This is a genomic window from Nocardia grenadensis NBRC 108939 (assembly GCF_001613445.1).
GTDB classification, from domain to species: Bacteria; Actinomycetota; Actinomycetes; order Mycobacteriales; family Mycobacteriaceae; genus Nocardia; species Nocardia grenadensis.
The window spans coordinates 58,295-80,875 of record NZ_BDCJ01000019.1; the positions used below are offsets into that span (position 1 = coordinate 58,295).

Annotated in this window: 18 protein-coding genes, 2 tRNA genes and 1 pseudogene; 8 read left to right on the forward strand and 13 right to left on the reverse strand. The window is 67.4% G+C overall.

Annotated elements, in window-relative coordinates; all coding sequences use genetic code 11:
• Positions 1-43: 43 nt before the first annotated feature.
• The gene (locus NGR01S_RS20240) at positions 44-784 is read right to left on the reverse strand and encodes a TetR/AcrR family transcriptional regulator (protein ID WP_373861453.1); all 741 of its coding nucleotides are present in this window, start codon (positions 782-784) and stop codon (positions 44-46) included.
• A 521-nt stretch (positions 785-1,305) separates the two neighbouring features.
• Here NGR01S_RS20240 and NGR01S_RS20245 point away from each other — a divergent pair.
• Entirely contained in the window at positions 1,306-1,488 is a 183-nt protein-coding gene (locus tag NGR01S_RS20245) for a hypothetical protein (protein WP_063039119.1), read from the forward strand.
• A gap of 435 nt (positions 1,489-1,923) precedes the next feature.
• Here NGR01S_RS20245 and NGR01S_RS20250 read toward each other — a convergent pair whose 3' ends face one another.
• Positions 1,924-2,331, reverse strand: coding sequence for a RidA family protein (locus tag NGR01S_RS20250; RefSeq protein WP_063039121.1), 408 nt, complete (start codon positions 2,329-2,331; stop codon positions 1,924-1,926).
• Positions 2,332-2,464: 133 nt separating this feature from the next.
• On the opposite strand from NGR01S_RS20250, the gene NGR01S_RS20255 reads away from it, so the two are divergent.
• Both NGR01S_RS20255 and NGR01S_RS20260 read left to right on the forward strand, forming a co-directional pair.
• A complete protein-coding gene (locus tag NGR01S_RS20255) occupies positions 2,465-3,313 on the forward strand; it encodes a helix-turn-helix domain-containing protein (RefSeq protein WP_063039123.1) in 849 nt (282 codons plus the stop codon).
• Positions 3,314-3,446: 133 nt separating this feature from the next.
• Entirely contained in the window at positions 3,447-4,568 is a 1,122-nt protein-coding gene (locus NGR01S_RS20260) for an oxidoreductase (RefSeq protein WP_084481478.1), read from the forward strand.
• Between the two features lie 116 nt (positions 4,569-4,684).
• On the opposite strand, the gene NGR01S_RS20265 is transcribed toward NGR01S_RS20260, so the two are convergent.
• The 3 genes from NGR01S_RS20265 to NGR01S_RS20280 all read right to left on the reverse strand — a co-directional run bounded on the left by NGR01S_RS20265 (position 4,685) and on the right by NGR01S_RS20280 (position 6,243).
• Entirely contained in the window at positions 4,685-5,125 is a 441-nt protein-coding gene (locus NGR01S_RS20265) for a nitroreductase family deazaflavin-dependent oxidoreductase (RefSeq protein WP_063039125.1), read from the reverse strand.
• Between the two features lie 742 nt (positions 5,126-5,867).
• Positions 5,868-5,941 (reverse strand) — tRNA-Met (locus NGR01S_RS20275).
• 228 nt (positions 5,942-6,169) lie between these two features.
• A tRNA-Met gene (locus NGR01S_RS20280) sits at positions 6,170-6,243 on the reverse strand.
• A gap of 561 nt (positions 6,244-6,804) precedes the next feature.
• On the opposite strand from NGR01S_RS20280, the pseudogene NGR01S_RS20285 reads away from it, so the two are divergent.
• Positions 6,805-7,137: pseudogene (locus NGR01S_RS20285) on the forward strand (transglycosylase family protein); the annotation flags it as partial.
• Between the two features lie 173 nt (positions 7,138-7,310).
• Here NGR01S_RS20285 and NGR01S_RS20290 read toward each other — a convergent pair.
• Positions 7,311-10,313, reverse strand: a complete 3,003-nt coding sequence (locus NGR01S_RS20290; protein WP_063039132.1) for a UPF0182 family protein — start codon at positions 10,311-10,313, stop codon at positions 7,311-7,313.
• A gap of 181 nt (positions 10,314-10,494) precedes the next feature.
• Here NGR01S_RS20290 and NGR01S_RS20295 point away from each other — a divergent pair, with 181 nt between their 5' ends.
• Complete coding sequence (locus tag NGR01S_RS20295) at positions 10,495-11,088, forward strand: PPA1309 family protein (protein WP_063039134.1); 594 nt, start codon at positions 10,495-10,497, stop codon at positions 11,086-11,088.
• A 58-nt stretch (positions 11,089-11,146) separates the two neighbouring features.
• On the opposite strand, the gene NGR01S_RS20300 is transcribed toward NGR01S_RS20295, so the two are convergent.
• Positions 11,147-12,172 carry a YlbL family protein gene (locus NGR01S_RS20300; protein ID WP_218020802.1) on the reverse strand — a complete coding sequence of 342 codons (1,026 nt, stop codon included), beginning with the start codon at positions 12,170-12,172 and terminating at the stop codon, positions 11,147-11,149.
• A gap of 87 nt (positions 12,173-12,259) precedes the next feature.
• Positions 12,260-12,523 (reverse strand): mycoredoxin, encoded by a 264-nt coding sequence (locus NGR01S_RS20305; RefSeq protein WP_063039403.1) that lies wholly within the window; start codon positions 12,521-12,523, stop codon positions 12,260-12,262.
• A 123-nt stretch (positions 12,524-12,646) separates the two neighbouring features.
• On the opposite strand from NGR01S_RS20305, the gene NGR01S_RS20310 reads away from it, so the two are divergent.
• A complete protein-coding gene (locus NGR01S_RS20310) occupies positions 12,647-14,776 on the forward strand; it encodes an ATP-dependent DNA helicase UvrD2 (protein ID WP_063039146.1) in 2,130 nt (709 codons plus the stop codon).
• Between the two features lie 665 nt (positions 14,777-15,441).
• Entirely contained in the window at positions 15,442-15,723 is a 282-nt protein-coding gene (locus NGR01S_RS20315; protein ID WP_051714877.1) for a WhiB family transcriptional regulator, read from the forward strand.
• Between the two features lie 154 nt (positions 15,724-15,877).
• Here the strand turns inward: NGR01S_RS20315 and NGR01S_RS20320 are convergent, their stop codons facing one another.
• From NGR01S_RS20320 to NGR01S_RS20340, 5 genes are all read right to left on the reverse strand, one after another.
• On the reverse strand, positions 15,878-17,221 hold the full coding sequence (locus NGR01S_RS20320) for an ABC1 kinase family protein (protein ID WP_063039148.1): 1,344 nt from the start codon (positions 17,219-17,221) through the stop codon (positions 15,878-15,880).
• An 81-nt stretch (positions 17,222-17,302) separates the two neighbouring features.
• Positions 17,303-18,166 (reverse strand): TOMM precursor leader peptide-binding protein, encoded by an 864-nt coding sequence (locus tag NGR01S_RS20325; protein ID WP_063039150.1) that lies wholly within the window; start codon positions 18,164-18,166, stop codon positions 17,303-17,305.
• 183 nt (positions 18,167-18,349) lie between these two features.
• Positions 18,350-19,777, reverse strand: coding sequence for a zinc-dependent metalloprotease (locus tag NGR01S_RS20330; RefSeq protein ID WP_063039152.1), 1,428 nt, complete (start codon positions 19,775-19,777; stop codon positions 18,350-18,352).
• A 199-nt stretch (positions 19,778-19,976) separates the two neighbouring features.
• A complete protein-coding gene (gene nudC / locus NGR01S_RS20335) occupies positions 19,977-20,906 on the reverse strand; it encodes an NAD(+) diphosphatase (RefSeq protein ID WP_063039154.1) in 930 nt (309 codons plus the stop codon).
• A 39-nt stretch (positions 20,907-20,945) separates the two neighbouring features.
• The gene (locus tag NGR01S_RS20340) at positions 20,946-22,010 is read right to left on the reverse strand and encodes a potassium channel family protein (RefSeq protein ID WP_063039160.1); all 1,065 of its coding nucleotides are present in this window, start codon (positions 22,008-22,010) and stop codon (positions 20,946-20,948) included.
• 134 nt (positions 22,011-22,144) lie between these two features.
• Between NGR01S_RS20340 and NGR01S_RS20345 the strand changes: the two genes are divergently transcribed.
• Positions 22,145-22,561, forward strand: coding sequence for a DoxX family protein (locus tag NGR01S_RS20345; RefSeq protein ID WP_063039404.1), 417 nt, complete (start codon positions 22,145-22,147; stop codon positions 22,559-22,561).
• Positions 22,562-22,581: the final 20 nt, after the last annotated feature.

A 22,581-nucleotide genomic window follows, 5' to 3' on the forward strand; every position in this document is an offset into this window, starting at 1 on the left:
CGGGCCGACCGACGACGTTCGGCCCGGTCGACGACTCGCACACTCACGAGGACGAACCCCGCAGTCGGGCGACCACCTGCGCCAGTTCCCGGTCCGGGTCCACCGTCACACCGACCGTCCGGGCGGCGCCGTCGAGGATGTACCAGGCGTAGCCGGAGAGGTCGGCGACCATTTCCGCGCGCGTCCGGCTCGGCTCCGGATCGGCGACCCACGCGGCCAGCACCCCCTCGACCATGGTCACCACCGCGAACGGCACCGGCTCCAGCGCGGCCGACTCCACGTCCATGATGCGGGCGATCGCATCGATCAGCTCACGTGAGCGCTCGGTGATCCGGATCTTCAGGCTGGAGATCGCGTCCACACTGTCCGGCCCCCCGGCCGGCGGGCCGGTCCGCGCGAACGCGGCCAGATTGGGGTGGTCGCCCATCCAGTCCGCGACCGCGCGAACCGTCCGGGTGATGATCTCGCGCACCGAGCCGGACGATACGTCCAGCTGCGCGTCCAGCACGGCCCCCAGATCGTCGATCAGGTACGACCGGATGCGCCGGTCCAGATCCTCCCGGCCGCTGAACTGCCGGTACACGACGGACTTGGCGACCCCGGCCCGTTCGGCGATCTGCCGCACGGGCACGTCGGCGCCCAGGGGTTTCTCCTCCAGCAGTTCGACCGCGGCCCGCAGGATGCGCAACTGACGCTCGGTATTGTGCTGCTCCCAGCGCGCCTCGTATCCGTTGACCTCCCCCGGGATCCGCGATCGCGACGACGCCACCGACATGTCCGGCAGTGTACTCAGCACCGCCGCCCGAAGCGGCGGGTCCCGGCGGCGCCGCGCTCGGTCGGCCATCCGACCGGGGATTTCTTCACCGGGATTTCATATGCCACCCCGTTCTGCACGATCAAATGAAAGTACATTTACACCGGCATTAAATCGGGATTGCGCGCATACATCACGCAATACATTCGCCATATATTACAAACCGGTCGTTTTGTCGAATCCGGCAGCGGCGGCGCGTCACGTAGCATCGGAAGATGTTCTCGCACAGACACATCCAGAATACCGTGCGACAGATGGTTCCACCAGGAATAAGCCGGCGGCTGCCCACGGATTCCAATCCGTGGGCAGCCGGGGCGAAAAAGGCTAGAATTGCGGCACATTGGTACCGGGCGGGTCCGGCGATCTGCTGTCACTACGTTGCTCGGTCGCGGGAATTTCCGGCGACACCGGTTACGGGGGGCGGCGCAATCGGAGCAGCGTACGAATACGCGCAGCGACCCGCCGGCGCACCACGCGTACAGGAGGCAAGGATGCCCGACAACACCGGCCCCGAGGAGAACGACGTGGAATCGACCGCCGAGCACGCACCCGTGATCTGGCCGGAGCCCAGCCGGCTGGATTCCTGGTGGCGCGACATCATGACCGACCCGAGCGCCGCGGTCCCGGTCGCGGAGCCCGAATCGGTGCCTCCGAGCCTCACCCGCAACGGCTGAGCCGCCCGTACGCCGGACCCGGCACCGCAAGGTGCAGACACCGGTCGCCGATCCGACACCGGAGCACCGGGCGATACCGCGCATCGTTCCATTCGCCCGATCAGCAGTTGCTCGGATATCACTGCGCGCCATCACGGAGATCACGGCGACGGAGCCGAACCCCGGGCAGCACCGCCCGCGACCGGGCCCGGATCGGTCTCCACGAGAATGCGGGTTCTCGTGGAGCCGTGGCCAGGCCATCGCGGATTGCACTGGGGGCCGACTGCCCGATCGGCCGGTCCGCATCGGCCTCGGCGAGTGCCGCCCCGGGATCTCCGGAACCTTGCACTCCACCGCGGCGGATCGGATCACATGGAATTTCGAATCGTCGGCCGACGACGCTACGCACCGGTTGTGCACGGCAGGCCCGGCGCGGTGACCGCCGGTCGGCCGCTGCTACGAGGACCTTTCGACCGGGGAGAGGGCGATCACTTCGATTTCGATCAGCCATTCCGGCCGGGCCAGAGCAGAGACTTCCAGTAGGGTGTCCGCCGGATAGGGCTCGGCGAGAAACTCGGCGCGCAGTTCGAGCACATCGGGAAGATTGGCAGCCATGTCACGAACGAAGATGCCGACCTTCACCACATCGGTCAGGGTCGCACCCGACGCGGCCAGTACGGTCTCGACATTGCGGAAGGCCTGGCGGCCTTGTGCACGGAAGCCTCCCGGCACTGTCGTGCCGTCCTCGGTGAAACCGGCCTGACCCGAGACATAGATCATTCCGTTGGCCACAACGGCCTGGGAGATGCGATAAGGGTGATACCAATCGGGATCGGTGGCGATTTTGTGGATTCGGGCGGCCATCAGGCAGTCCTTTCGCTGGTCGGTACGCAGTGTCAGTGCTCAGCGTGACCGGTGCCGGATCCAGCAGCCAGCCCCTGCCCTACCCATGACCAGATAACCGGGGCCTGACCGACCCACCTTATAATCGCCCTTTGTGGGCGACGTGGAGCAAATCGGCAGTTTCTTGGCCTCACGCCGTGGACGGCTCCGGCCGGAAGAGGTCGGGCTCCCCTACTTCGGCACCCGGCGGCGCGTGCCCGGCCTGCGTCGCGAAGAACTCGCGCAAGTAGCCGGTATAAGCGCCGACTACTACGCTCGATTGGAGCAGGGACGGTTGGAGAACGTCTCCACCGAGATCCTCGACGCGGTCGCAACCGCCCTGCAACTGAGCCCGGATGAGCGCATTCACCTGCACAACCTGGCCCGACCACCATCGCTGGTCGGCCCCGTGGAGCCGAACCCGCCGGTCTTGCGTCCGGCCCTGCGCGTGCTCCTGGCCGCGCTCGAATCGGTGCCGGCCTACATCATCGGCCATCACACCAATCTGCTGGGGTGGAATCGGGCGGCGGAATTGCTGTTCGGGATCGATTTCGCCGACCTTCCGGACGAGCAGCGCAACTGGACGCACCTGGTTTTCCTGGATCCCCGCACCCGCGCGCTGTTCGCCGACGAGCACCCCGCCCTGGCCCGCCAGGTCGCCACCGATCTGCGCCTGCGGATCGGCCACCGGCCCGGCGATACCGCGCTCATCGCGCTGATCGATCGCATGCGTTCGGTCAGCCCACAGTTCGATGAGCTCTGGACCGCTCATGACGTCAACGATGTGGCGTTCGGCACCTATTACATCCAGCATCCCGAGATGGGCCCGGTAGAACTCGACTACGAATTCTTCTCACCGATAGCCGACCCGGGGGTCCGCGCCCTGGTGACCTATACCGCCAAGCCTGGCAGTCGCACCGAACAGGCGCTGCGCACGCTCATCGAGCGCGACCGGCAAAGCTAGGTCTGCCCGACCCAGGATCCCGGAACAGTGGTGCGCCGGGCACTGGTCCCTGTCGACACGGTCGGGAAGGCTCGTCGTCGCGTGCTCGGCACAGGGCCGTGCACGCAACCCGAGCAGACGAGGAGTCGACCCGTTGACGACCACTGAACACGATCTGACCCACCCGGCCCTGGAGCCGTTCCACCTCGCGGCGCTACCGCTACGCAATCGCCTGGCGGTGGCTCCGATGACGCGCGTATCTGCCGAACCCGATGGCACGCCGACCGCGCAGATGGTCGATTACTACCGTGAATTCGCCACGGGCGGTTTCGGTTTGATCACCACCGAGGGCATCTACACCGATGCCACCCACAGCCAGGGCTACTTCAATCAGCCAGGCCTGGTGACCGACCAGCATGTCGAAGGTTGGCGGACTGTGGTCGAGGCTGTCCACGCCGACGGAGCCGCGATCATGGCGCAGCTGATGCACGCGGGCGCGATCTCGCAGGGCAACTCCGGCGGTTTCGAGCCCATCGGCCCGTCGGCAGTTCGGCCGCGCGGACAGATGATGGTCGATTACGGCGGAGCGGGCGGCGCGTGGGGTGTGCCCCGAGAGATGTCGGTACGCGATATCGACGACGTAGTCGCCGGTTTCGTCACCGCCGCGGAGAACGCGCGAGCGGCGGGCTTCGACGGTGTGGAGATCCACGGCGCGAACGGTTATCTGCTCGACCAGTTTCTCACCGACTACACCAATCAGCGCGCCGACGAGTACGGGGGCTCGGTAACGAACCGCATCCGTCTCACCGCGCGGGTGCTGAACGAAGTGCGCGCCGCTGTGGGCGATTTTCCGGTCGGCGTGCGACTGTCGCAGACCAAGGTCAACGACTTCACCTATCGGTGGCCCGGCGGTGAGGCCGACGCACGCGTGGTATTCGCCGCCCTGGGCGAGGCCAGTTTCCTGCATATCGCCAGCGAGGGGAGAGATTTCATCGACACCGCGCGCTTCCCCAGCGGTGTGACGATCACTCGGCTGGCCCGTGAGGTCTCCGGCCGGCCGGTTGTGGCCAACGGTGGCATGCATGTGCTGGAGCAAGCCGCGGACGTTCTGGCCGGAGGGCATGCCGACGTACTGTCGGTGGGTCGTGGCGCATTGGCGAATCCAGATCTGCCGCGCCGTATCCAGGATGGTGCCGCGCTCGCGGCTTTCGATTACGCCATGCTGCATCCGATGGCAACCCTGGACTCCGCCGCTGCCTGGCGTGCCCGCTCCTGATGCCGGTTGCGATCGGCTCTGTTCCTATCAGCCGATGCGGATAGGACCTTCAGAGAACAGTAGGTGGGGCGGCACCGGGCAGAAATGCCGCTCCACCTCCTACTTCGAACCATGCGCTAAGCGTGTCCCGCCGTCGGCGTGAGCCGGACCAGTGGGATCTCCCGGTCGGTGCGCTTCTGGTAATCCCCGTAGACGGGATAGGTGGCGGTGATCCGGGACCACAGTGGCGCCCGCTGCTCGGCGGAGAGGATATGCGCGGTCATGGGCCGGCGCGGACCGTTGCGGAACGAGACCTCGACGGCGGGATTGTCGCGGAGGTTGCGGTACCACGCCGGGTGGGTGGGGTCGCCGGCCCGGGACGCGACGATGATGTACTCCTCGCCCTCGACGACCGGCGCGGTCAGCATGACCGAACGCGGTTGCCCGCTCTTGCGGCCGAGGGTGGTCAGCTCCAGGGCCGGCATCCCGAAGTACTCGGTCCCCAGGCGTCCGAAGCTGACCCGCAGTAGAGCTCGGTGCACGGCATTGACGGTCTTCAACGTGAAATCAGATGGCACGACAGCTCATCCCCTCCGGTTCGCGGCAGTTGATCCAGCGAAGCAGTTCGGTCGAGGTTCGGCAACGCCGTGGATCCGCCCGCTGCCGGAGTCCCGCCACAGGACGTGGCGCGGCGACTCCGCCGGCCCGCGGCGCCGCCGGAAGTTCATGACGCCCGCTGGGTTCGGCAGCTGAAATCCACCCGGCAGTACCCGGATCCGGTCGCCCGGACGCCCCTCGAGCGCAGTCGGCGAGCGGTCGCGCACCATCGACGGCCTTATCCGAGAGGCGGCTGAATTGCACCGATGTGATTCGATATATACGTTTCGGCTATTACCTGTTCGTTGACCGATAAATAGGTTTCGACCACCCGATTCGAACGATATCCACCCGACGGAGCCACCCCTGAAACGCTTTCCTTGATGAAATAGCTACATGATTGCCCATTCTTTATCCACGGCAACGCATTCGGTCGTCGACGGGTCCATCGTGTCGGACCGCACGCCGAATACGCACAGGTACCGGACGATTCGGGCACGAGGGTAGGTCGCACGGGTACCGCGGGAACCGGTCGCCGCCCCGAGCTCGGCGGGCACCACTTCCGCCGGCCGGCCGCACGACGGCGAACCGCACACGACCGCCTGCGTTCCACGGCGGTATCGGGCGGGCCCGGCAGCGGCAGAGGAGGCGGTCACCGAGCGATGCCGCGGCACGGAAAAGGAAAGGTCCCGGAGAGGGAATCTCTCCGGGACCTTCCTGTAGTAGCGGGGACAGGATTTGAACCTGCGACCTCTGGGTTATGAGCCCAGCGAGCTACCGAGCTGCTCCACCCCGCGTTGGGTGCCCCCAACATTACGCATTACCTCTCGCAACACCAAAACATGCCGCTGAGCTGGCCTGACGCCGATCGCGAGCAGGCCCGGGGCGCCGCGAGGCCGCGTCGACCACACCGCGGCCACCCCGACGAGCGGGCTCACGACATCCGGCCGGCCCGGCCACCGCTCGAACGGGCCACAGACACGAGGAAGGCCCCGGAACCATGGTTCCGGGGCCTTTCTCGTTAGTAGCGGGGACAGGATTTGAACCTGCGACCTCTGGGTTATGAGCCCAGCGAGCTACCGAGCTGCTCCACCCCGCGTTGGGTGAACACAACATTACACACGGCTTCCGAATACTGCCAAATCACCAGCTCAAACCACATATCCGCCAGCGCGCTCGCAGGCCGCACGGGCAGCCGGGGGGCGCACACCGGGCTCCGCCGGCAAGCACCCGGCCCGTCGGCACGCCGGACCCCGCGGCGGCAACCCGGCAACAGGACTCAGAACATTAACGGTGCGATTGCCCCTTGTTCCGATCGCTATGCGCGTGACACGAATTACCCATTTTGGGTGATCCCGGTCACATTTCCGCATTGCCATAGACGGCCATGGGTACGGGAGAAATCCGTTTATGACCTGGACTTTTCCACATATTCCCGGCCGACACCAATCGACGTATTGATAGTTATCGATACGTGATCTGACGAGATTTCTTCGTTACCGTCGTTCCCAGGCCCCGACCAGACCGGGACGGGCCGACCGAACCGGAGAACGCCGGCAACCCTGTCCCACGGTTCGGATCAAACCCCGACACATCACCTGGGGACAGGGGCACGCAAGCTTCCAACGCGCTGCCGGTGGGCACAGGGAGGGATTCGCATATGTCCAAGACCCGAAAGTTCAGCACCCGCGTTCTCGGCATGACTGCTATCGCCGGGGCCCTCGTTGCCGTACCGTTCGGTCTTTCCACCGCCACCGCAACGGCTGCCTCGGGCAACTGGGACGCCGTCGCCGAATGCGAGAGCAGCGGCAACTGGTCCACCAATACCGGCAACGGCTTCTACGGCGGCCTGCAGTTCACCCAGAGCACCTGGGAGGCCAACGGCGGCAGCGGCAGCGCACACAACGCCAGCCGCGAGGAGCAGATCCGCGTGGCCGAGAACGTTCTCGCCACTCAGGGCCCCGGCGCGTGGCCGGTGTGCGGTCAGTACCTGTGACCCTGCCCGGCGCGCACTGAGCGCGCCGCCATCCAGCGCGTACGAAGAGGAGGCGCTGCCATCCGGGTGGATGGCAGCGCCTCTTCTTTCGTTCTCCGGCCCGGAGTCCGACCGGACCCGCAGCAGCGCCGTGCGCGGAGCCGACAGCAATCGGCTCCGCAGCCGGGCTGTTACCTACCCCCGCCGGCGTCCTGATACGCCTTCACGGCGGCGTCCAGCTCGTCCAGCGCCCGGCCGAAGTCCTCGAAGTTGCCGGTACGCATGGCGGTGCGTACCGCTTCGATCTTGCGATCCAGCTCCACCGCCGCGGCATCCCGCGCGGCCGAACCGGTACTCGCGGGCGGTGGCGTCGAGCCGTTGGGGGTCGAGGCGCCCTGGTCCTGGGAATCATTACCCTGGGGCTGCGGCGGCGCGCTGCCGGGACTCGGCCGGGTGGCCGGATCGCCGCCGGACGGGGTGGCCAGCGCACCGGCACCGGGTAGCACCTGATTCAACGCGTCGGCCAGCGTCGACCCGTAGCCGACCTTCACGCTGCCGGCCTGGTCGCGGTAACTGACCAGTACTCGCAGCAGCTGCGGGAACGTGGCCGTGTTCTGACCGGTATTGCGCTCGTTGTAGAACGGCTCCACGTAGAGGATGCCGCCGTCGGCCACCGGCAGGGTGAGCAGATTGCCGTATCTGATCTTGTTCGAGTTCGACAGCAGCGTCTTCTCCTGGGAGACCTGTGGCGCTGTCGTCATCGTGTTCTGTGTCTGTTGCGGACCCTGGGTCTGCGTATCGGTCGGCAACTGCAGGATCCGGAACTTGCCGTAACCGTCCGGATCGGAGCGCACCGATATATAAGAGGACAGGAACTGCCGGTTGTACCCGACCATCGCACTGGTCAGATTGAACACCGGCTTACCGGTCTCCGGATCGCCGAGCAGCACGTAATACGGCGGCTGGCTGGCCGACACCCCCTCCACCGTCGGATCGGCGGGCACCGACCAGAAGGCGTTGTTGGTGAAGAACTCGCGCGGATCGTCCACGTGGTACTTGGTCAGCATCTCGCGCTGCACCTTGAACAAGTCCTCCGGATACCGGAAGTGCTCCCGTAGCTCGGGGCTGATCTCGCTCTCCGGAATCACCGCGTCCGGGAACACGCCCTGCCAGGCCTGCAGGACCGGGTCGCTGGGATCGGTCTCGTACAGCTTGACCGTGCCGTCGTAGGCGTCGACCGTGGCCTTCACCGAGTTCCGGATATAGCTGACCTCTTTACGCGGCAGCAGCCGGCCGGTGCGCTGGTCGATACTGTCCTCGACCGCGCCCTCGAGCGAGGTCGTCTGGGAGTAGGGGTAGCTGTCCAGCGTGGTGTAGGCATCCACGATCCAGACGATCCGGCCGTCCACCACCGCCGGATAGGCGTTGCCGTCCGGAGTCAGCCACGGCGCGACCTTCTCCACCCGGTCGCGCGGCGACCGGTTGTAGATGATCTTCGAATTATCGCTGATCGCCGAGGAGAACAGGATATTGCGTTCGGCGTACTTGGCCGCGAAAGCGAGCCGGTTGAACCAGTTGCCGATGGGCACTCCCCCGGCACCGTCATAGGTGAAGCGGGCCTGGTCGGTGTCGTACTCCCGGGGGTTCTGTCCTTCCTCCGCGCCGACTATGGCGTAGTCGGGATCGGACTGCGAGATCAGCTCGCCGTAGTAGATACGCGGCTGATCGACCTTGATCCGCTGCTGATCCTTCGGTGTGAACAGATCGCTGACCAGGAAGATCGGATAACCCGAGTCGCTACTGCCGCCCGCGGCGTTGGGATCCTCGGACTGCGGCCGGTTGACGCGGTTGGCGGGCGCGGCGACGAACCCGTTGCCGTGCGTGTAGACCGTGTGCTTGTTGATCCAGTCGGTCTGGTTACCGCTCAGGGTGGCCGGAGACAGTTCGCGGGCGGCCACGATGTAGTCCTGGATCTGTCCGTTGAGCGCGTACCGGTCGATATCGAGCGCCTCGGGGAAGCCGTAGAAGTTCTTCAGCTGCCGCAGCTGGGTGAACGTCGGGGACAGGATATTGGGATCCAGCAAGCGGGCGTTGGCGATGGTGGCATGGTCCACCGGCACGTTCACCGGATTCTTGCTGCTCTCCCCCTTGTAGTCGACGTATTCGATCTTGTCGTCGGTGATCCCGTAGGCATCCCGGGTGGCGGCGATATTGCGCTCGATGTACTCGCTCTCCTTCTCCGCCGCGTTCGGACGCACCGAGAACTGCTCGACCATGAGCGGCCACACCGCACCCACCAGTACCGAGGAGAGCACCAGCAGCGCCGCGGCCATCGCGGGCACCCGCAGATCACGCAGCACGATCCCGGCGAAGAAGGCCAGCGCGCAGATGATCGCGATGGACATCAAGATCAGTTTGGCCGGCAGCACCGCGTTGATATCGGTGAACGAACCACCGTTGAAGGTGGGCTCCTTCCGGCTGCTCATCAACAGCTCATAGCGGTCGAACCAGTAGGCGACGGCCTTCAGCAGCACGAAGATCCCGGCCAGAACCGCGAGCTGGATCCGCGCCGGCGTGGTGAGCACGCCCTCGCGCCCGGTCAGCCGCAGACCGCCGAAGATGTAGTGGGTCACCAGATTCGCGACGAACGCGATCACCACGGCGACGAACAACCAGTTCAGCACCATCCGGTAGAACGGCAGGTCGAAGGCGTAGAAACCCACATCCAGACCGAACTGCGGATCGGTCTGCCCGAACGAGCCGCCGTGCAGGAACAACTGCACGGTGACCCAGTTCGACTGGGCGACCAGCCCGGACAGCATGCCCAGCAACGCCGGGATACCGAGCCCGAACAGTTTCAGCTTGCCGAGCACCGTCGTCCGATACCGGGCGATCGGATCGCCGGCGCCCGAGGTCGGCACGAAGACCGGGCGTGATCGGTAGGCCAGTAACAGGGCGAGCCAGACGATCACCCCGACCAGAAGCGCGACCACCGCGAACACCGCGACCCTGGTCAGTAGCACGGTCAGGTAGACGCCGCGGAAATCGACCTCCCCGAACCAGAGCCAGTTCGTATAGGTATCGACGAGCCGAGGCCCTACCAACAGCAGTGCGGCCAGCACCACCGCGGCCACCAGCAGCAGACGACTGCGCCGGGACAGCGACGGTAAACCGGCGGGGGGGCGCATGCCCACGATGCCACTCTCCAGGGTCCGGCGGCGAGTGAACCGGTAACGCCACCGGCCGCTGCGCCGCAGTCCGAATTGTTGAGGTCGGGCCCGTACGGACCCTCATGGGCCCACTCTACGGAAAACGGACATGTTCGCGACCGCAGGGTTCGGGCGGTGTCGCGACGGCGGATGCGAGGATGGTCGAGTGAGCTCCGATCTGCATGCCGAAATCGTCCTTGCCCGTTCCGTCCACGAGGTCGCGGAGTTCGTGGACGCCGAGGGCTGGGGAAGATCACCGCAGATGTTCGCGCTGGTGCGAACCACGGATCTGGTGGCCGCCGAACCCGCGCTCATCGACGAGGTCGACGCCGCGGACGAATTGACACCGATCGCCCAGGACCCCCTGCCCGATCATGTGGCCGGCGGATCGATGGCACTCGACGAATTCCTCGCCACCACCAGTTGGCCCCCCGCGGTGGCGGGCTGTGTCCTGGTGCAGGAAATCGTGGTTCTCCCACCGGACGCCGAGGAGGATCTCGACGAGGCCCTCACTCCACTGCTGGCCGATGCGGACGCCGCCGACGCGGCCGGCCGGGCCGCCGCCCATGCGCACCCGGGACGGCGCGAAGCCCGGCTCTTCGCGGCTGTGCTGCGTTCGGGAAACAGTCTGTGCCTGTTGCAGCTACGGCCCGAAGAGAGCGAGGACGACGGCGCCGACCTCGACCTGCGCACCTACCCGAACCTCGCGCCGAACCTGGTGGAAGCGCTGCGGCACACATTCGAGGAATCCACCGACTGAACGGAGAACGCCCGGGCCCGCGGGCCCGGGCGCGGTTACGCCGCCGTCCTCGGATACCTCAGCCGCAGCCGACCACTTCCTGCCCCGCCGACAGATCCTCGAGCGCCTGCACCGCGCCCGCCAGCGTCTCCACCCGGACCAGCCGCAGACCGTCGGGGACCCGCTGACTCGCCTCGTTGCAGTTACCCGCCGGGACCAGGAATGTTTCCGCGCCCGCCTCCCGGGCCGCCATCATCTTGTACTGGATTCCGCCGATCGCGCCGACCTTGCCGTCCTCGTCGATACTGCCGGTCCCCGCCACGAACGACCCGCCGTCGAGGTCACCGGGGCTCAGTTTCTCCACCAGCGCCAGACTGAACATCAGACCGGCGGACGGGCCACCGATATCGGCCAGATTGAAATCGATCTGCATGGGCGGTGCCGCGGACTCGGTGGGCGTCAACCCGAGAAACCCTTTGGTCGCGTCATCGGTCCGGGCGCCCAGCGTGATATTCGCGGTCTGCTCGGCGCCGTCGCGGCGATACACCACCGGGACCACGGTCCCGGGCGCCCGGCTCGATGCCTCGTTGAGCACATCCTGAGCGGTCGCCACCGGTTTACCGTTCACGCTGACGAGCTGATCCCCGGCACGCAGCACGTCCTGGGCCGGAGCGCCCTCGATGACCTTGTGCACGAACACCGCGGTCGGCAGGTTCAGCTGACGCATCGCCGCGACCTCGGCATTGCTCTCCGAGTTCGTGAACTCCTGCTCGTTCGATTTGTCGACCTCCTCCCGGGACACCCCGGGCGGATACACCTCGGCGCGCGGCACGATACCGTGCCGGCCGCTCACCCAGAAGCCGAGCGCCTCGAAGATCGTCAGCCCGTCCCGCACCGCGACCGTGGTCATGTTCAGATGCCCGGAGGTCCGATCCACCTCGGCCCCCGACACCTGCACGACCTCGAGGCCGTCCACTTTGCCCAGCGTATCGACGGTGGGCCCCGGCCCCAGCGCCACGAACGGCACGGTGAAGACACTGCCCACCACACCGAACAACACAACCGGGACAAGGGCGACCAGGAGCGTGATGATCCGACGATTCACCCGGCCAACACTAGCCATCCGCTCCCGCACAATGCGGGACAGGCACGCGAGCGCGGCCCGTGAGATCACCCACCGCGCCCGAGTGGATCACGCCTGACGCGCGAGCGCCTGCTTCACCTCGGCCAAGGACGGATTGGTGGCGGTCGACCCGTCGGCGAATTTCAGCGTCGGCACCACATGATTGCCGTTGTTCACACTGCCGACGAACTCCGCCGACGCCGGATCCTGCTCGATATCGATCTCCACATAGCTGATCCCGGCCTCTTTCAGCTGGGTCTTCAACCGCCGGCAGTAACCGCACCAGGTGGTCGAGTACATGGTCAGATCAGGAGTCACGTCAGTCACGGACAGAGCAACACCGGCCGGGTCACGTTTATTGCAGTGTTTTTGGCGGCGCCTTCGGCGCCGCGGGGTTGAGGCCCCCTCGGTCTCGACCCCGCGCTGCCGAAGGCGGCGCATATATACACTGCCCGGGTGGGCGCAGTCGATCTTTCCGAGTTGGATCCGGAGCAGGCCGCCGCGGTCCGCGCGCCGCGCGGGCCCGTCTGTGTGCTGGCCGGCGCGGGTACCGGGAAGACGCGCACCATCACCTATCGCATCGCGTATCTGGTGGCGGCGGGGCAGGTGCGGGCGGATCAGGTGCTGGCCGTCACATTCACCGCCCGGGCGGCCGGGGAGATGCGGGCGCGACTGCGGGCACTCGGGTTGGGGTCGGCCGCCTCGACCGTGCAGGCCCGGACCTTCCATGCCGCCGCGCTGCGGCAGCTGCGGTATTTCTGGCCGCAGGTGGTCGGCGAGGTGCCGTGGCGGATGCTGGACGGTAAGTTCCCGGTCGTCGCGCAGGCCGCGAATCGGGTGGGTCTGGCTTCTGGGACCGAGAGTGTGAAGGATCTGCTCAGCGAGATCGAATGGGCCAAATCCTCGCTGGTGGCGCCGGAGGATTACGCGGCGGCGGCCGAGGCCCGCCGGCGGGAGACACCGTTCGCGGCCGCCCGGGTCGCTGAGGTCTACGCCGCCTACGAGTCGGTGAAAACGACACCGGAGGGTCTGCTGCTGGATTTCGACGATCTGCTGCTGCACACCGCCGCCGCGCTGGAGGACTATCCGTCGGTCGCCGACGAGTTCCGGGAACGCTATCGCTGCTTCGTCGTCGACGAATACCAGGACATCACCCCGCTGCAGCAGCGGGTCCTGGACGCCTGGCTGGGAGACCGTGACGATCTCACCGTCGTAGGGGACGCCAACCAGACCATTTACTCGTTCACCGGAGCCGGGCCCGGCCAGTTACTGGATTTCTCCCGCCGGTTCCCCGAAGCGACCGTGGTGCGGCTCGAGCGCGACTACCGCTCGACTCCGCAGGTTGTCGATCTCGCCAATCGGGTGATCGGAATGGCGCAGGGCCGGATCGCCGGGACCCGGCTGCAGTTGATCGGGCAGCGGCCGGATGGACCGGACCCGGAATTCGCGGAATACGACGAGCTCGCCGCGGAGGCGGCCGATATCGCCCGCCGGATCGAGGAACTCCTGGCCGGTGGCACCCCGGCGGCCGAGATCGCGGTGCTCTACCGGATCAACGCCCAGTCGGAGGCCTACGAACAGGCACTGACCGAACGCGGGATCGCCTACCAGGTCCGCGGTGGCGAGGGTTTCTTCCAGCGGCCGGAGGTCCGTCAGGCGGTGCAGGAGCTGCGTAAGGCGGCGACCCGCGACGATCTGCCCGAGACGGCGCGCTCCGGGAAGAACCTGGTGAGCCTCGTGCGGGCCGCGCTGGCGCCGATCGGTCTCACCGCGTCCGCGCCGGCGGGGGCGCAGGCCCGGCAGCGCTGGGAGTCCCTGACGGCGCTGGTGCGGCTGACCGAGGAACTAGTCGAGCACGAACCGGGCCTGGACCAGACCGGACTGTTGCGCGAACTCGCCGCGCGGGCCGAGGCCCGGCACCCACCGACCGTGCAGGGCGTGACCTTGGCCTCGTTGCACGCGGCCAAGGGCCTGGAGTGGGACGCGGTGTTCCTGGCCGGGCTCACCGACGGCACCCTGCCGATCTCCTACACGCTCAACGGTGACGGGTCGGTCGCCGATGTGGCGGCGCTGGAGGAGGAGCGGCGGCTGCTCTATGTGGGGGTGACTCGCGCCCGGGTCCATCTACGGTTGTCGTGGGCGCTGAGCCGCGGTGACGGTGACCGCCGGACACGGCGGCGATCCCGGTTCCTCGCCGGGCTGGTGCCCGACGGCTCCCCCGCGTCCCGCATCGCCGCCCCGGCGCGCCCCGCCGCGGACGCGAACCGGCCGGTGTGCCGGATATGCGGTCGTGCGCTGCTCGATTCGGAGACGCTACTCCTGCGCCGGTGCAAGAACTGTGTGGGACAACCGGATACGGAACTGCTCGGCGCACTCCAGGATTGGCGCCGGGAGAAGGCGGCCGAACTCGCCGTGGATCCGCGCGGGATCCTCGGTGTGAATACGCTCACCGCGATCGCCGAGCAGCTGCCCGATGACGAAGCCGCGCTGGCCGCACTGGGTATCGGCGAGAGCAAGATGCGCAAGTACGGGGCCGAGGTGCTGGCCATCATCCGGTCCCGGCGCCGTTCGATCGCCGGCCGGTAGTCATATTCGCTACCGAATCCGGCGAAACTGCAGGTAGAAAATAGGTTGTCGACTCCGGCGAGATTGCTTAAGGTGGAAATCGCGCTCGGGAGGGTACATCCACGCGCACAGTTGAGATCACGACCACGAGTACAGGAGGGAGGCAGTCAGATGAACGGCACAACGAACTACGGCTTCGTCACCGTAGCGCCGAATATGCGGTCATCCGCTGCTTCCCGGGGGTTCCTCGCTTTGCAGGGGACCGGCCTGTCCTGCCTCGATATTGCGGGTGAGCAGGCGCGTATCCGCTATTCGCATCAGCCGAACATCGTCGAATCGCAGGACCAGTCCGTCGTGAACTGGCACCCGGGGGCTGCTCTGGCAGCCGTCGGCTCCTTCGCTATCGATCCCGCCGCAGCACCCGCGGTGGCAGATAAGCGACCGGAAAGCCTTCGCAAAGGACACCGAGCGACCGTGAACAGGCGGCCCCACAGCCGACCAAGGTAGGGATCAACCCCACCTCTCCTGGCCACGGGACGCAGATGCGAAACCGTGGCCAGAATTTTTTTGGCCTTCAGCCCACAAGGCATCGGTTTCGCAGCACGAACACCGAACCGCTGCACAACAAGCTGAAGGAGAACGACGTGGTCACCACCACCCAGAGCTGGCCGTCGGCCACCACTGATGTGGCGTGTAGCACCGTGGCAACCGATCCGGGGGGCCAGCGGCAGCGCGTCCTGCCCTGTCGAGCGGGCGATCCCGATCTGTGGTTCGCCGAGAGCCCGGTCCAGCTGGAAGAGGCCAAGGCGCTGTGCGCGTCCTGCCCGATCCGTAAGGGCTGCCTGACCGCGGCCATCGATCGGCGGGAGCCGTGGGGCGTCTGGGGCGGCGAGATCTTCGATCAGGGGGTCGTCATTGCCCGAAAGCGTCCGCGGGGCCGACCGCGCAAGGTTGCCAGCTGTGTCTGACCGGCACCCTGTGTCCCTCGCGGGCATCCACCACCCACACCGGAAACGAGCCGCTCATCGCTTCGCCGATGAGCGGCTCGTTCGCTGCTGTACCGGTAACGTTATGCGCGCGGTGCTCACCGGAACCCGGGGAACTCTTGCGCGGTAATGCTTTTCAGGCGCTGTCCCGCTGATCCCGGAAACCGGGCAGCCAGGTGGCGGCCAACCGCATGAACGGTACCTCGGCATCGAGCTGGGCGCAGATACCGATGGACCCGCCCAGCACCCGGAAGATCATCACATACTCGGCGGGCAACATCATCGCCCGCGCGGTCTTCATCTCCGGCGAGGAGTAATCGGTCGCCTTACCCGCCACCCGCTGCATCCAGCGCCGGGTGAAGTGGAACGATTCGGTGCGGATCGGGTCGGTGAACGGGCGCAGGTACTCCTCGATCTCGGCCTCGGTAAGAGTCCGGCCCGGCTGCACCCAGCCGTTGGCGTGCAAGATCTCGGTGAGTTCGCCGTACTCCTCGGCGACCGCCAACGCGAGGATGCGGCCCAGCAACTCCGGGAAACCGCCCGGCAGGGGCGCGCAGGCGCCGTAGTCGATCACCGCGAGCTTGCCCGCCGGAGTGATCATGAAGTTGCCCGGATGCGGGTCCGCGTGCAGCAGCCCCACCGTCTCCGGCGCGGAGAAATGGAACCGGCCCATCAGCCCGGCTACCCGGTTGCGCAGGGCCCGAGTCCCCTCCGGGTCCGCCTGGCCGGCGCTGATGATCGCGGAAACCGGTGTGCCGTCGAGCCATTCGCTCACGATCACCTTCGGCGCACTGGCGACCACCTTGGGCACCACGAATTCGGGATGCCCGTCATAGGCCTTGCTGAACGCCCGCTGATTCGCGGCCTCGTTGCGATAGTCCAGTTCTTCTTCGGTGCGCTCGGTGATCTCGGCGAGCAGCGGTTTCACATCGGCGCCGGGGATGACCTTCGCGAACAGGCCGGTCATCCGGTTCAGGGTGCGCAGGTCGGCGCGTAGCGCCTCGTCGGCCCCTGGGTACTGCACCTTCACCGCGACCGGCCGCCCGTCCGCCCACACCGCCCGGTGCACCTGGCCGATACTCGCCGACGCGGCCGGAGTGTCCTCGAACGACCGGAACCGCTTACGCCAATCGGTACCGAGCTGCTGGTCCAGGACGCGGTGCACGGTGGCGGCGGGCATCGGCGGCGCGGCGGCCTGCAGTTTGGTGAGCGCCTCGCGATAGTGCTCGCCGAACTCCTCCGGTACCGCGGCCTCCATCACACTGAGGGCCTGCCCGAATTTCATGGCGCCGCCCTTGAGTTCCCCGAGTACGGCGAACAACTGTTCGGCCGCCTTCTGGTTCAGCTCGGTGTTGATCTCTTGACGATCGCCACCCGCGAGCTTCTTGCCGAAACCGACCGCGGCGCGCCCCGCTACTCCCAGCGGGATCTTTGCCAACTTGGCATTGCGGGACATGGGCCGGCGCACGATCTCAGACACTCCCCCATAATGGCCGACAACCCCGCTTCGCTGCCACGGAAAACCGGAGCAAATTACCCTCGGCACCGAATGTGAATGTCATCACACACTTTCGACGACCGTGTTTCCGAGACAACCACAGCGGGGATGCGGCGCCCACGACCGGCGATCGAGAGACCGGGTATCGAGATCGAGTTCGAGGGTTCTGTTCAGCGTTTCCGGTGGAAAACGCGGCTCGCAGGCAATGATCGTCTCGAGTTCGCCGAGCGCCAGCGCGGCCACCGCGGCGATCCCGGCGGGGCTGGCATGACCGGTCCGTCCGAGCAGTTGTGCGGCCAGTCGCGGCCATTCCGCGTCGTGATCGACTCTGGTCAGATCCGCGCAGCGCAGGCAGCTGGTCCGCCCCGGCTGGACCAGCGGGCCGACGATCCCCTTCCCGTCACGCAGCCGCACGACCAGATGGGCGGTCCGTGCATGGGACAGATCGCGCACCAGCCGGGGATCCGGGATCAGCGCGTCGGCGAGCACCACTAGATCGGCGGGCCGGGCCCGGCCGTCGATCTCACCGCGGTAGTCGCGCGAGCGTTGTGGGCGGACTCCCAGATCCCGCAGGCCGGCGGTGATCGCGTCGGTGAGCGGGCCGATGCCGTGCACCCGGATCGATCGCACGCGACCGGCGGGGCGGGGCGGGTGAACCAGGAGGCCCGCGGTATCGATCATCTCGAACAGGGCCGTGGCCTGTGCGAGTTCCAATCCGAGCGAGCGGGATCGCCAGAGGATCGCGGGTTTGCTGTTCAGCCCATCGATCAGCCGGAGGAAACCCAGCACCTGCTGGGTTTCCAGGCCCGGCGCCACACAGAGCACCGCGGTATCGGGATCCCAGCCCAATTGGACCTGTCCGGTGGATCGGACCAGGATCGGCACCCGGGGATGCAGCAGGGGGCCGCGTGGCCGGAGCATCGTCATGCCGGAAGTATGCGAGTGTCGTTGCGGTGCAACCGGGTTCGCGCACCGGGTTGTCCACAGGATTTCGCCCTGTGGACAACTCCGTTTTTCGAGGTGAGCGGGTGTCCGCGACAGCTGCGCGGCGGCCCGCGGAAAGTCGGAGGGAACAGGCCCCGGGAGTCACCGCCGGGGCCTGTCGATCCGCTACTTCTTACCGGATTCCGGATCTTCCGGATCGGACTCGGGACGCTGTTCGCCGCCCCTGTCGCTCTCGTCCTCGGCGCTCGCCGCCGCACGTTCGGCGGCCTCGGTGGCGGCCAATTGCGCGAGCGGGTCATCGAACGCGCCCGCGCCACCGCCGATCACCGTATCGATGAACCCGGCGGGCTTATCGAGATCGGCGGAGTCGGGGAGCAGATCGGGATGCGCCCACACTCCGTCCCGCGCCTCGATACCGGCGTCGTCGGTGAGTCGCTGCCACAGGGTGGCCGCCTCGCGCAATTTGCGCGGACGCAGTTCCAGACCGACCAGCGTGGCGAAGGTTTGCTCGGCGGGCCCACCGGTGGCCCGGCGCCGGCGCAGTGTTTCGGCGAGCGCGCCCGCGCCCGGTAGCCGATCGCCCACCGCCGCGGCCACCACCACCTGTACCCAGCCCTCGATCAGGGCGAGCAGGGTTTCCAGCCGGTCCAGCGCCTGTTTCTGCTCGGGCGTGGTCTGCGGCTCGAAGCTGCCCTGGGCGAGGATCTCCTCGAGTTTGGACGGATCGGTGAGCGCGGTCGGATCGAGATTGCGGGCGGCGTCCTCGAGGGCGGAGAAGTCCATGGTGATCCCCCGCGCGTAGTCCTCGACGGCGCCGAGGACCTGCTGGCGCAACCAGGGCACATGAACGAACAGCCGCTGGTGGGCGACCTCGCGGGCGGCGAGGAACACCATGATCTCGCTCTCCGGCTGCTCGAGTCCCTCGCTGAACTCCGAGATGGCGGTGGGCAGCAAGGCGGCGGTACCGGCCGGGCCCAGCGGCAGGCCGATATCGGTGCCGGTCAGCACCTCCTTGGCCAGCTGGCCCAGCGCTTGGCCGAGTTGGGAGCCGAAGGCCAGCCCGCCCATCTGGCCGAGCATCCCCATCATGGGGCCGGCCATCTCGCGGGCCTCCTCGGGCAACCCGGCGGTCCACATACCGGAGATCTGCTGGGCCACCGGATCGCACAGCCGCTGCCAGGTCGGCAGGGTTTTCTCGATCCAGTCGTTGGCGGTCCAGGCGACGGTGCTCGTCGCACCGGCCGGGAAGGTGGTCGCATCGTCGAGCCACAGTTCGGCCAGGCGCGCGGCATCGGCGACCGCGGCGGCGGTACCGCTGGACACGGGTGGGACGGTTTTCCCGAGCTGCTGGCGGGCCAGCCGCTTGGCCACGTCGTAGTTGACCGGGCCGCCACCACCCCCGCCGGACATACCCTGCCCCATACCGCTCAGCATCTGGCCGAGCGAGGACAGCATCTGACCCAATGCCGCCGGATCGAACCCGGCGCCGCCGGCACCGAAACCGAAGGGGTCGTTTCCGCCGCCGCCCGGTTTGTCGCCGCGGCCGCGATCGTCGTCGTCGCCGTGCGAGAAGCCGAACGGGAGGTCACTCATTCCGCCTCACCCGCCGGCATAGCGTCCGGGTGGTGTCCGGGGAGCGCGCGCGCACCGTTATCGGGCGCTTCGTGAAGCTGCATATCGTCCATAGTAGGCGCGGCGAACCGCCCGGTCCGCGTCCCCGGACGGTCTTCGCGCTGGGTGAACATCGCGGCGGGTGCCGCCCCGCCTCGGTTCGCCCCGTAGCGCCGGGCCCCTACCGGGCGGCGACCCAGGATTCCACGATCGTCCGGGCGATCGAGATCGAGCCGGGCAGCAGCAGTCGTGCTTCGCCGGCCGGGGCGGTCTCGCCCGCCTCCGGGCGGGTCCACCGGCCGCCCGCCGCCAGCGCGTCGCGCACCTCGTCGCGGGTGAACCAGTGCGCCTCGGCGATCTCACCGTCGCTGAAGACCAGCGCCTGGTCGGGGTCGGCCCGCGCGGCGAAACCGAGCATCAGCGAGCGCGGGAACGGCCACGGCTGGCTGCCGAGGTACTCGATATCGCGCACGTCGAGCCCGACCTCCTCGCGCATTTCCCGCTCGACGCACCGTTCCAGCGACTCCCCCGCCTCCACGAACCCGGCCAGCAGCGAGAACATCGTCTCCGGCCAGCTGTGCTGCCGGGCCAGCAGCACCCGGTCGCCGCCATCGTGGATGAGACAGATCACAGCGGGGTCGGTACGCGGGAAATCCTCACGGCCGTCCTCGGCCACCCGGGACCAGCCGCCCTTGGCCGGTATGGTCGGGGTGCCGTCCGCGCCGTGAAAGGCCGCGCCGGCATGCCAGTTGATCAGCGCCAGCGCGGTGGACAGGACCCCGGCCGTGAAATCGTCGATCGAGGCGTCGGCGAGCCGCCGCAGATCCCGCAGGGTGCCGGTGAGCGCCTCGTCACGCACCGCCCACAGGTGCACTCCGTCGCGCACTCCGAGGAACACCGCGTCGGGGCTCGGCTCGGGGGACAGCTCGAGCGCGGCGTCCCAGACCAGCGCCTCCGACTCGTAGCGCACCACGCCACGCGGCCCCACCCGGAGCAACCGGGCCGTGGACCAGCCGTCCTTCAGCGACTGTTCGTCGGTGCGCAGATGATCGGCGCGGTCCAGCGCCGAACGGGACAGCAGGGGAATCTGGTTGAGTCGGAAAACGGCCACGTATCGAGACTATCGCGGCTCGATAACAGCCGTGGCGGGTCAGCGGGCGCGCCGGATGTAGAGAAGTTTGTCGCCGGTTTCCAGGGCGTCGACCGCCGGCTCACCGACACGCACCAGCTCACCGGCCCGGACCACCCCGAGCACGATATCGCTGAGATGCCGCGGTGACCCGCCGACCTCACTGGGTTCCACCTCACGCTCGGCGACCGCGAAACCGTGCTCCGGAGTGAGTAGATCCTCCATCATCTCCACGACGCTGGGCGTGGTGGTGGCGATCCCGAGCAGCCGGCCCGTGGTCTCCGAGGACACCACCACCGAATCGGCGCCGGATTGCCGCAGCAGATGAATGTTCTCCGATTCACGGATGGAGGCGACGATCTTCGCCTTCTTGGTGAGTTCCCGGGCGGACAGGGTGACCAGGACCGCGGTGTCGTCGCGGTTGGTGGCGACGATGACCGAGGCCGCGTTCTGCACACCCGCCAGCCGCAGCACGTCGGACTGGGTGGCCGACCCGTGCACGGTGACCAGCCCCGCGGTCGAGGCCGCCTCGAGACTCACCGCGTCCGTGTCGACGACGACGATATCGGCGGGCTGCACGCCGTCACCGAGCATGGCGTCGATGGCGGTGCGGCCTTTGGTGCCGTACCCGACGACGACGGTGTGATTACGCACGGTGCGCCTCCAACGCTGGATCTTCAGAGCCTGGCGGGAACGTTCGGTGAGTACCGCCAGTGTGGTGCCGACCAGGACGATGAGGAACAGCACGCGCAGCGGGGTGATGACGAAGATGTTCACCAGCCGGGCCGACGGGGTGACCGGGGTGATATCGCCGTACCCGGTGGTGGACAGCGAGACGGTCGCGTAATAGAACGCGTCCAGCAGGCTCACCGTATCGTCGGCGCCGTCCCGATAGCCGTCCCGGCCGAGATACACCACGATCGAGGCGGCGCACAGCAGCCCGACCGCGAACAGCACCCGACGGAACAGCGAGATCCACGGACTGTTCTGCACCTCCGGGATACGGAGCAGCCCGACCAGCGCGAAATCCGGTGGTTCGGCCGCGCCGCGGGCCCGGCTCCCGAGATCGGCGAACCGCGAACTCACCGGCGACGCCTTTCGCCGATCCGGTCGTCACGCACACCGGTCACCGTCAGTCCCTCCGACACAGCTCGGGAGCCTACCCGCTCCCCCACCGTCACGTCGGGCGCATGGTCACGGCGGGTATCTATGGTGATGCCATGGCAGATATCACCCCGGCGGGCGCACCGGATTCCGGTCGCACCCCGGCGCTTCGATTGGCCGCGCTGCTCCTCGGCGCCGGCGTCCTGCATTTCGTGGCTCCCAAACCGTTCGATTCGATCGTCCCTCCGCAGTTGCCCGGAAAGGCACGCTCCTACACCTACTGGTCCGGCGTGGCCGAAATCGGCGTCGGCACCGCGCTGTTGATCCCGCGGACCCGGCGGCTCGGTGGTCGGCTGGCCGCGTTGCTCTTCATCGCGGTGTTCCCGGCGAATATCCAGTTCGCCGCGGATTCGGTGCGTAATCCGAAGGCACCGTCGATCCTGAAGGCGGTCTCGGTACTGCGCCTTCCGCTGCAGTGGCCGATGATCACCAGCGCGCTGGCGGTGAGCCGCCGGGCCCGGCGGGGTCAGTGACCGGCCGAACCCTCGCAGCC

Coding starts and splice junctions, on each gene's coding strand:
- NGR01S_RS20325 (WP_063039150.1), bottom strand. CDS start 18,166: ATGACGATGCTCCGGCCACGCGGCCCCCTGCTGCATCCCCGGGTGCCG.
- NGR01S_RS20250 (WP_063039121.1), bottom strand. CDS start 2,331: ATGGCCGCCCGAATCCACAAAATCGCCACCGATCCCGATTGGTATCAC.
- NGR01S_RS20245 (WP_063039119.1), top strand. CDS start 1,306: ATGCCCGACAACACCGGCCCCGAGGAGAACGACGTGGAATCGACCGCC.
- NGR01S_RS20330 (WP_063039152.1), bottom strand. CDS start 19,777: ATGAGTGACCTCCCGTTCGGCTTCTCGCACGGCGACGACGACGATCGC.
- NGR01S_RS20345 (WP_063039404.1), top strand. CDS start 22,145: ATGGCAGATATCACCCCGGCGGGCGCACCGGATTCCGGTCGCACCCCG.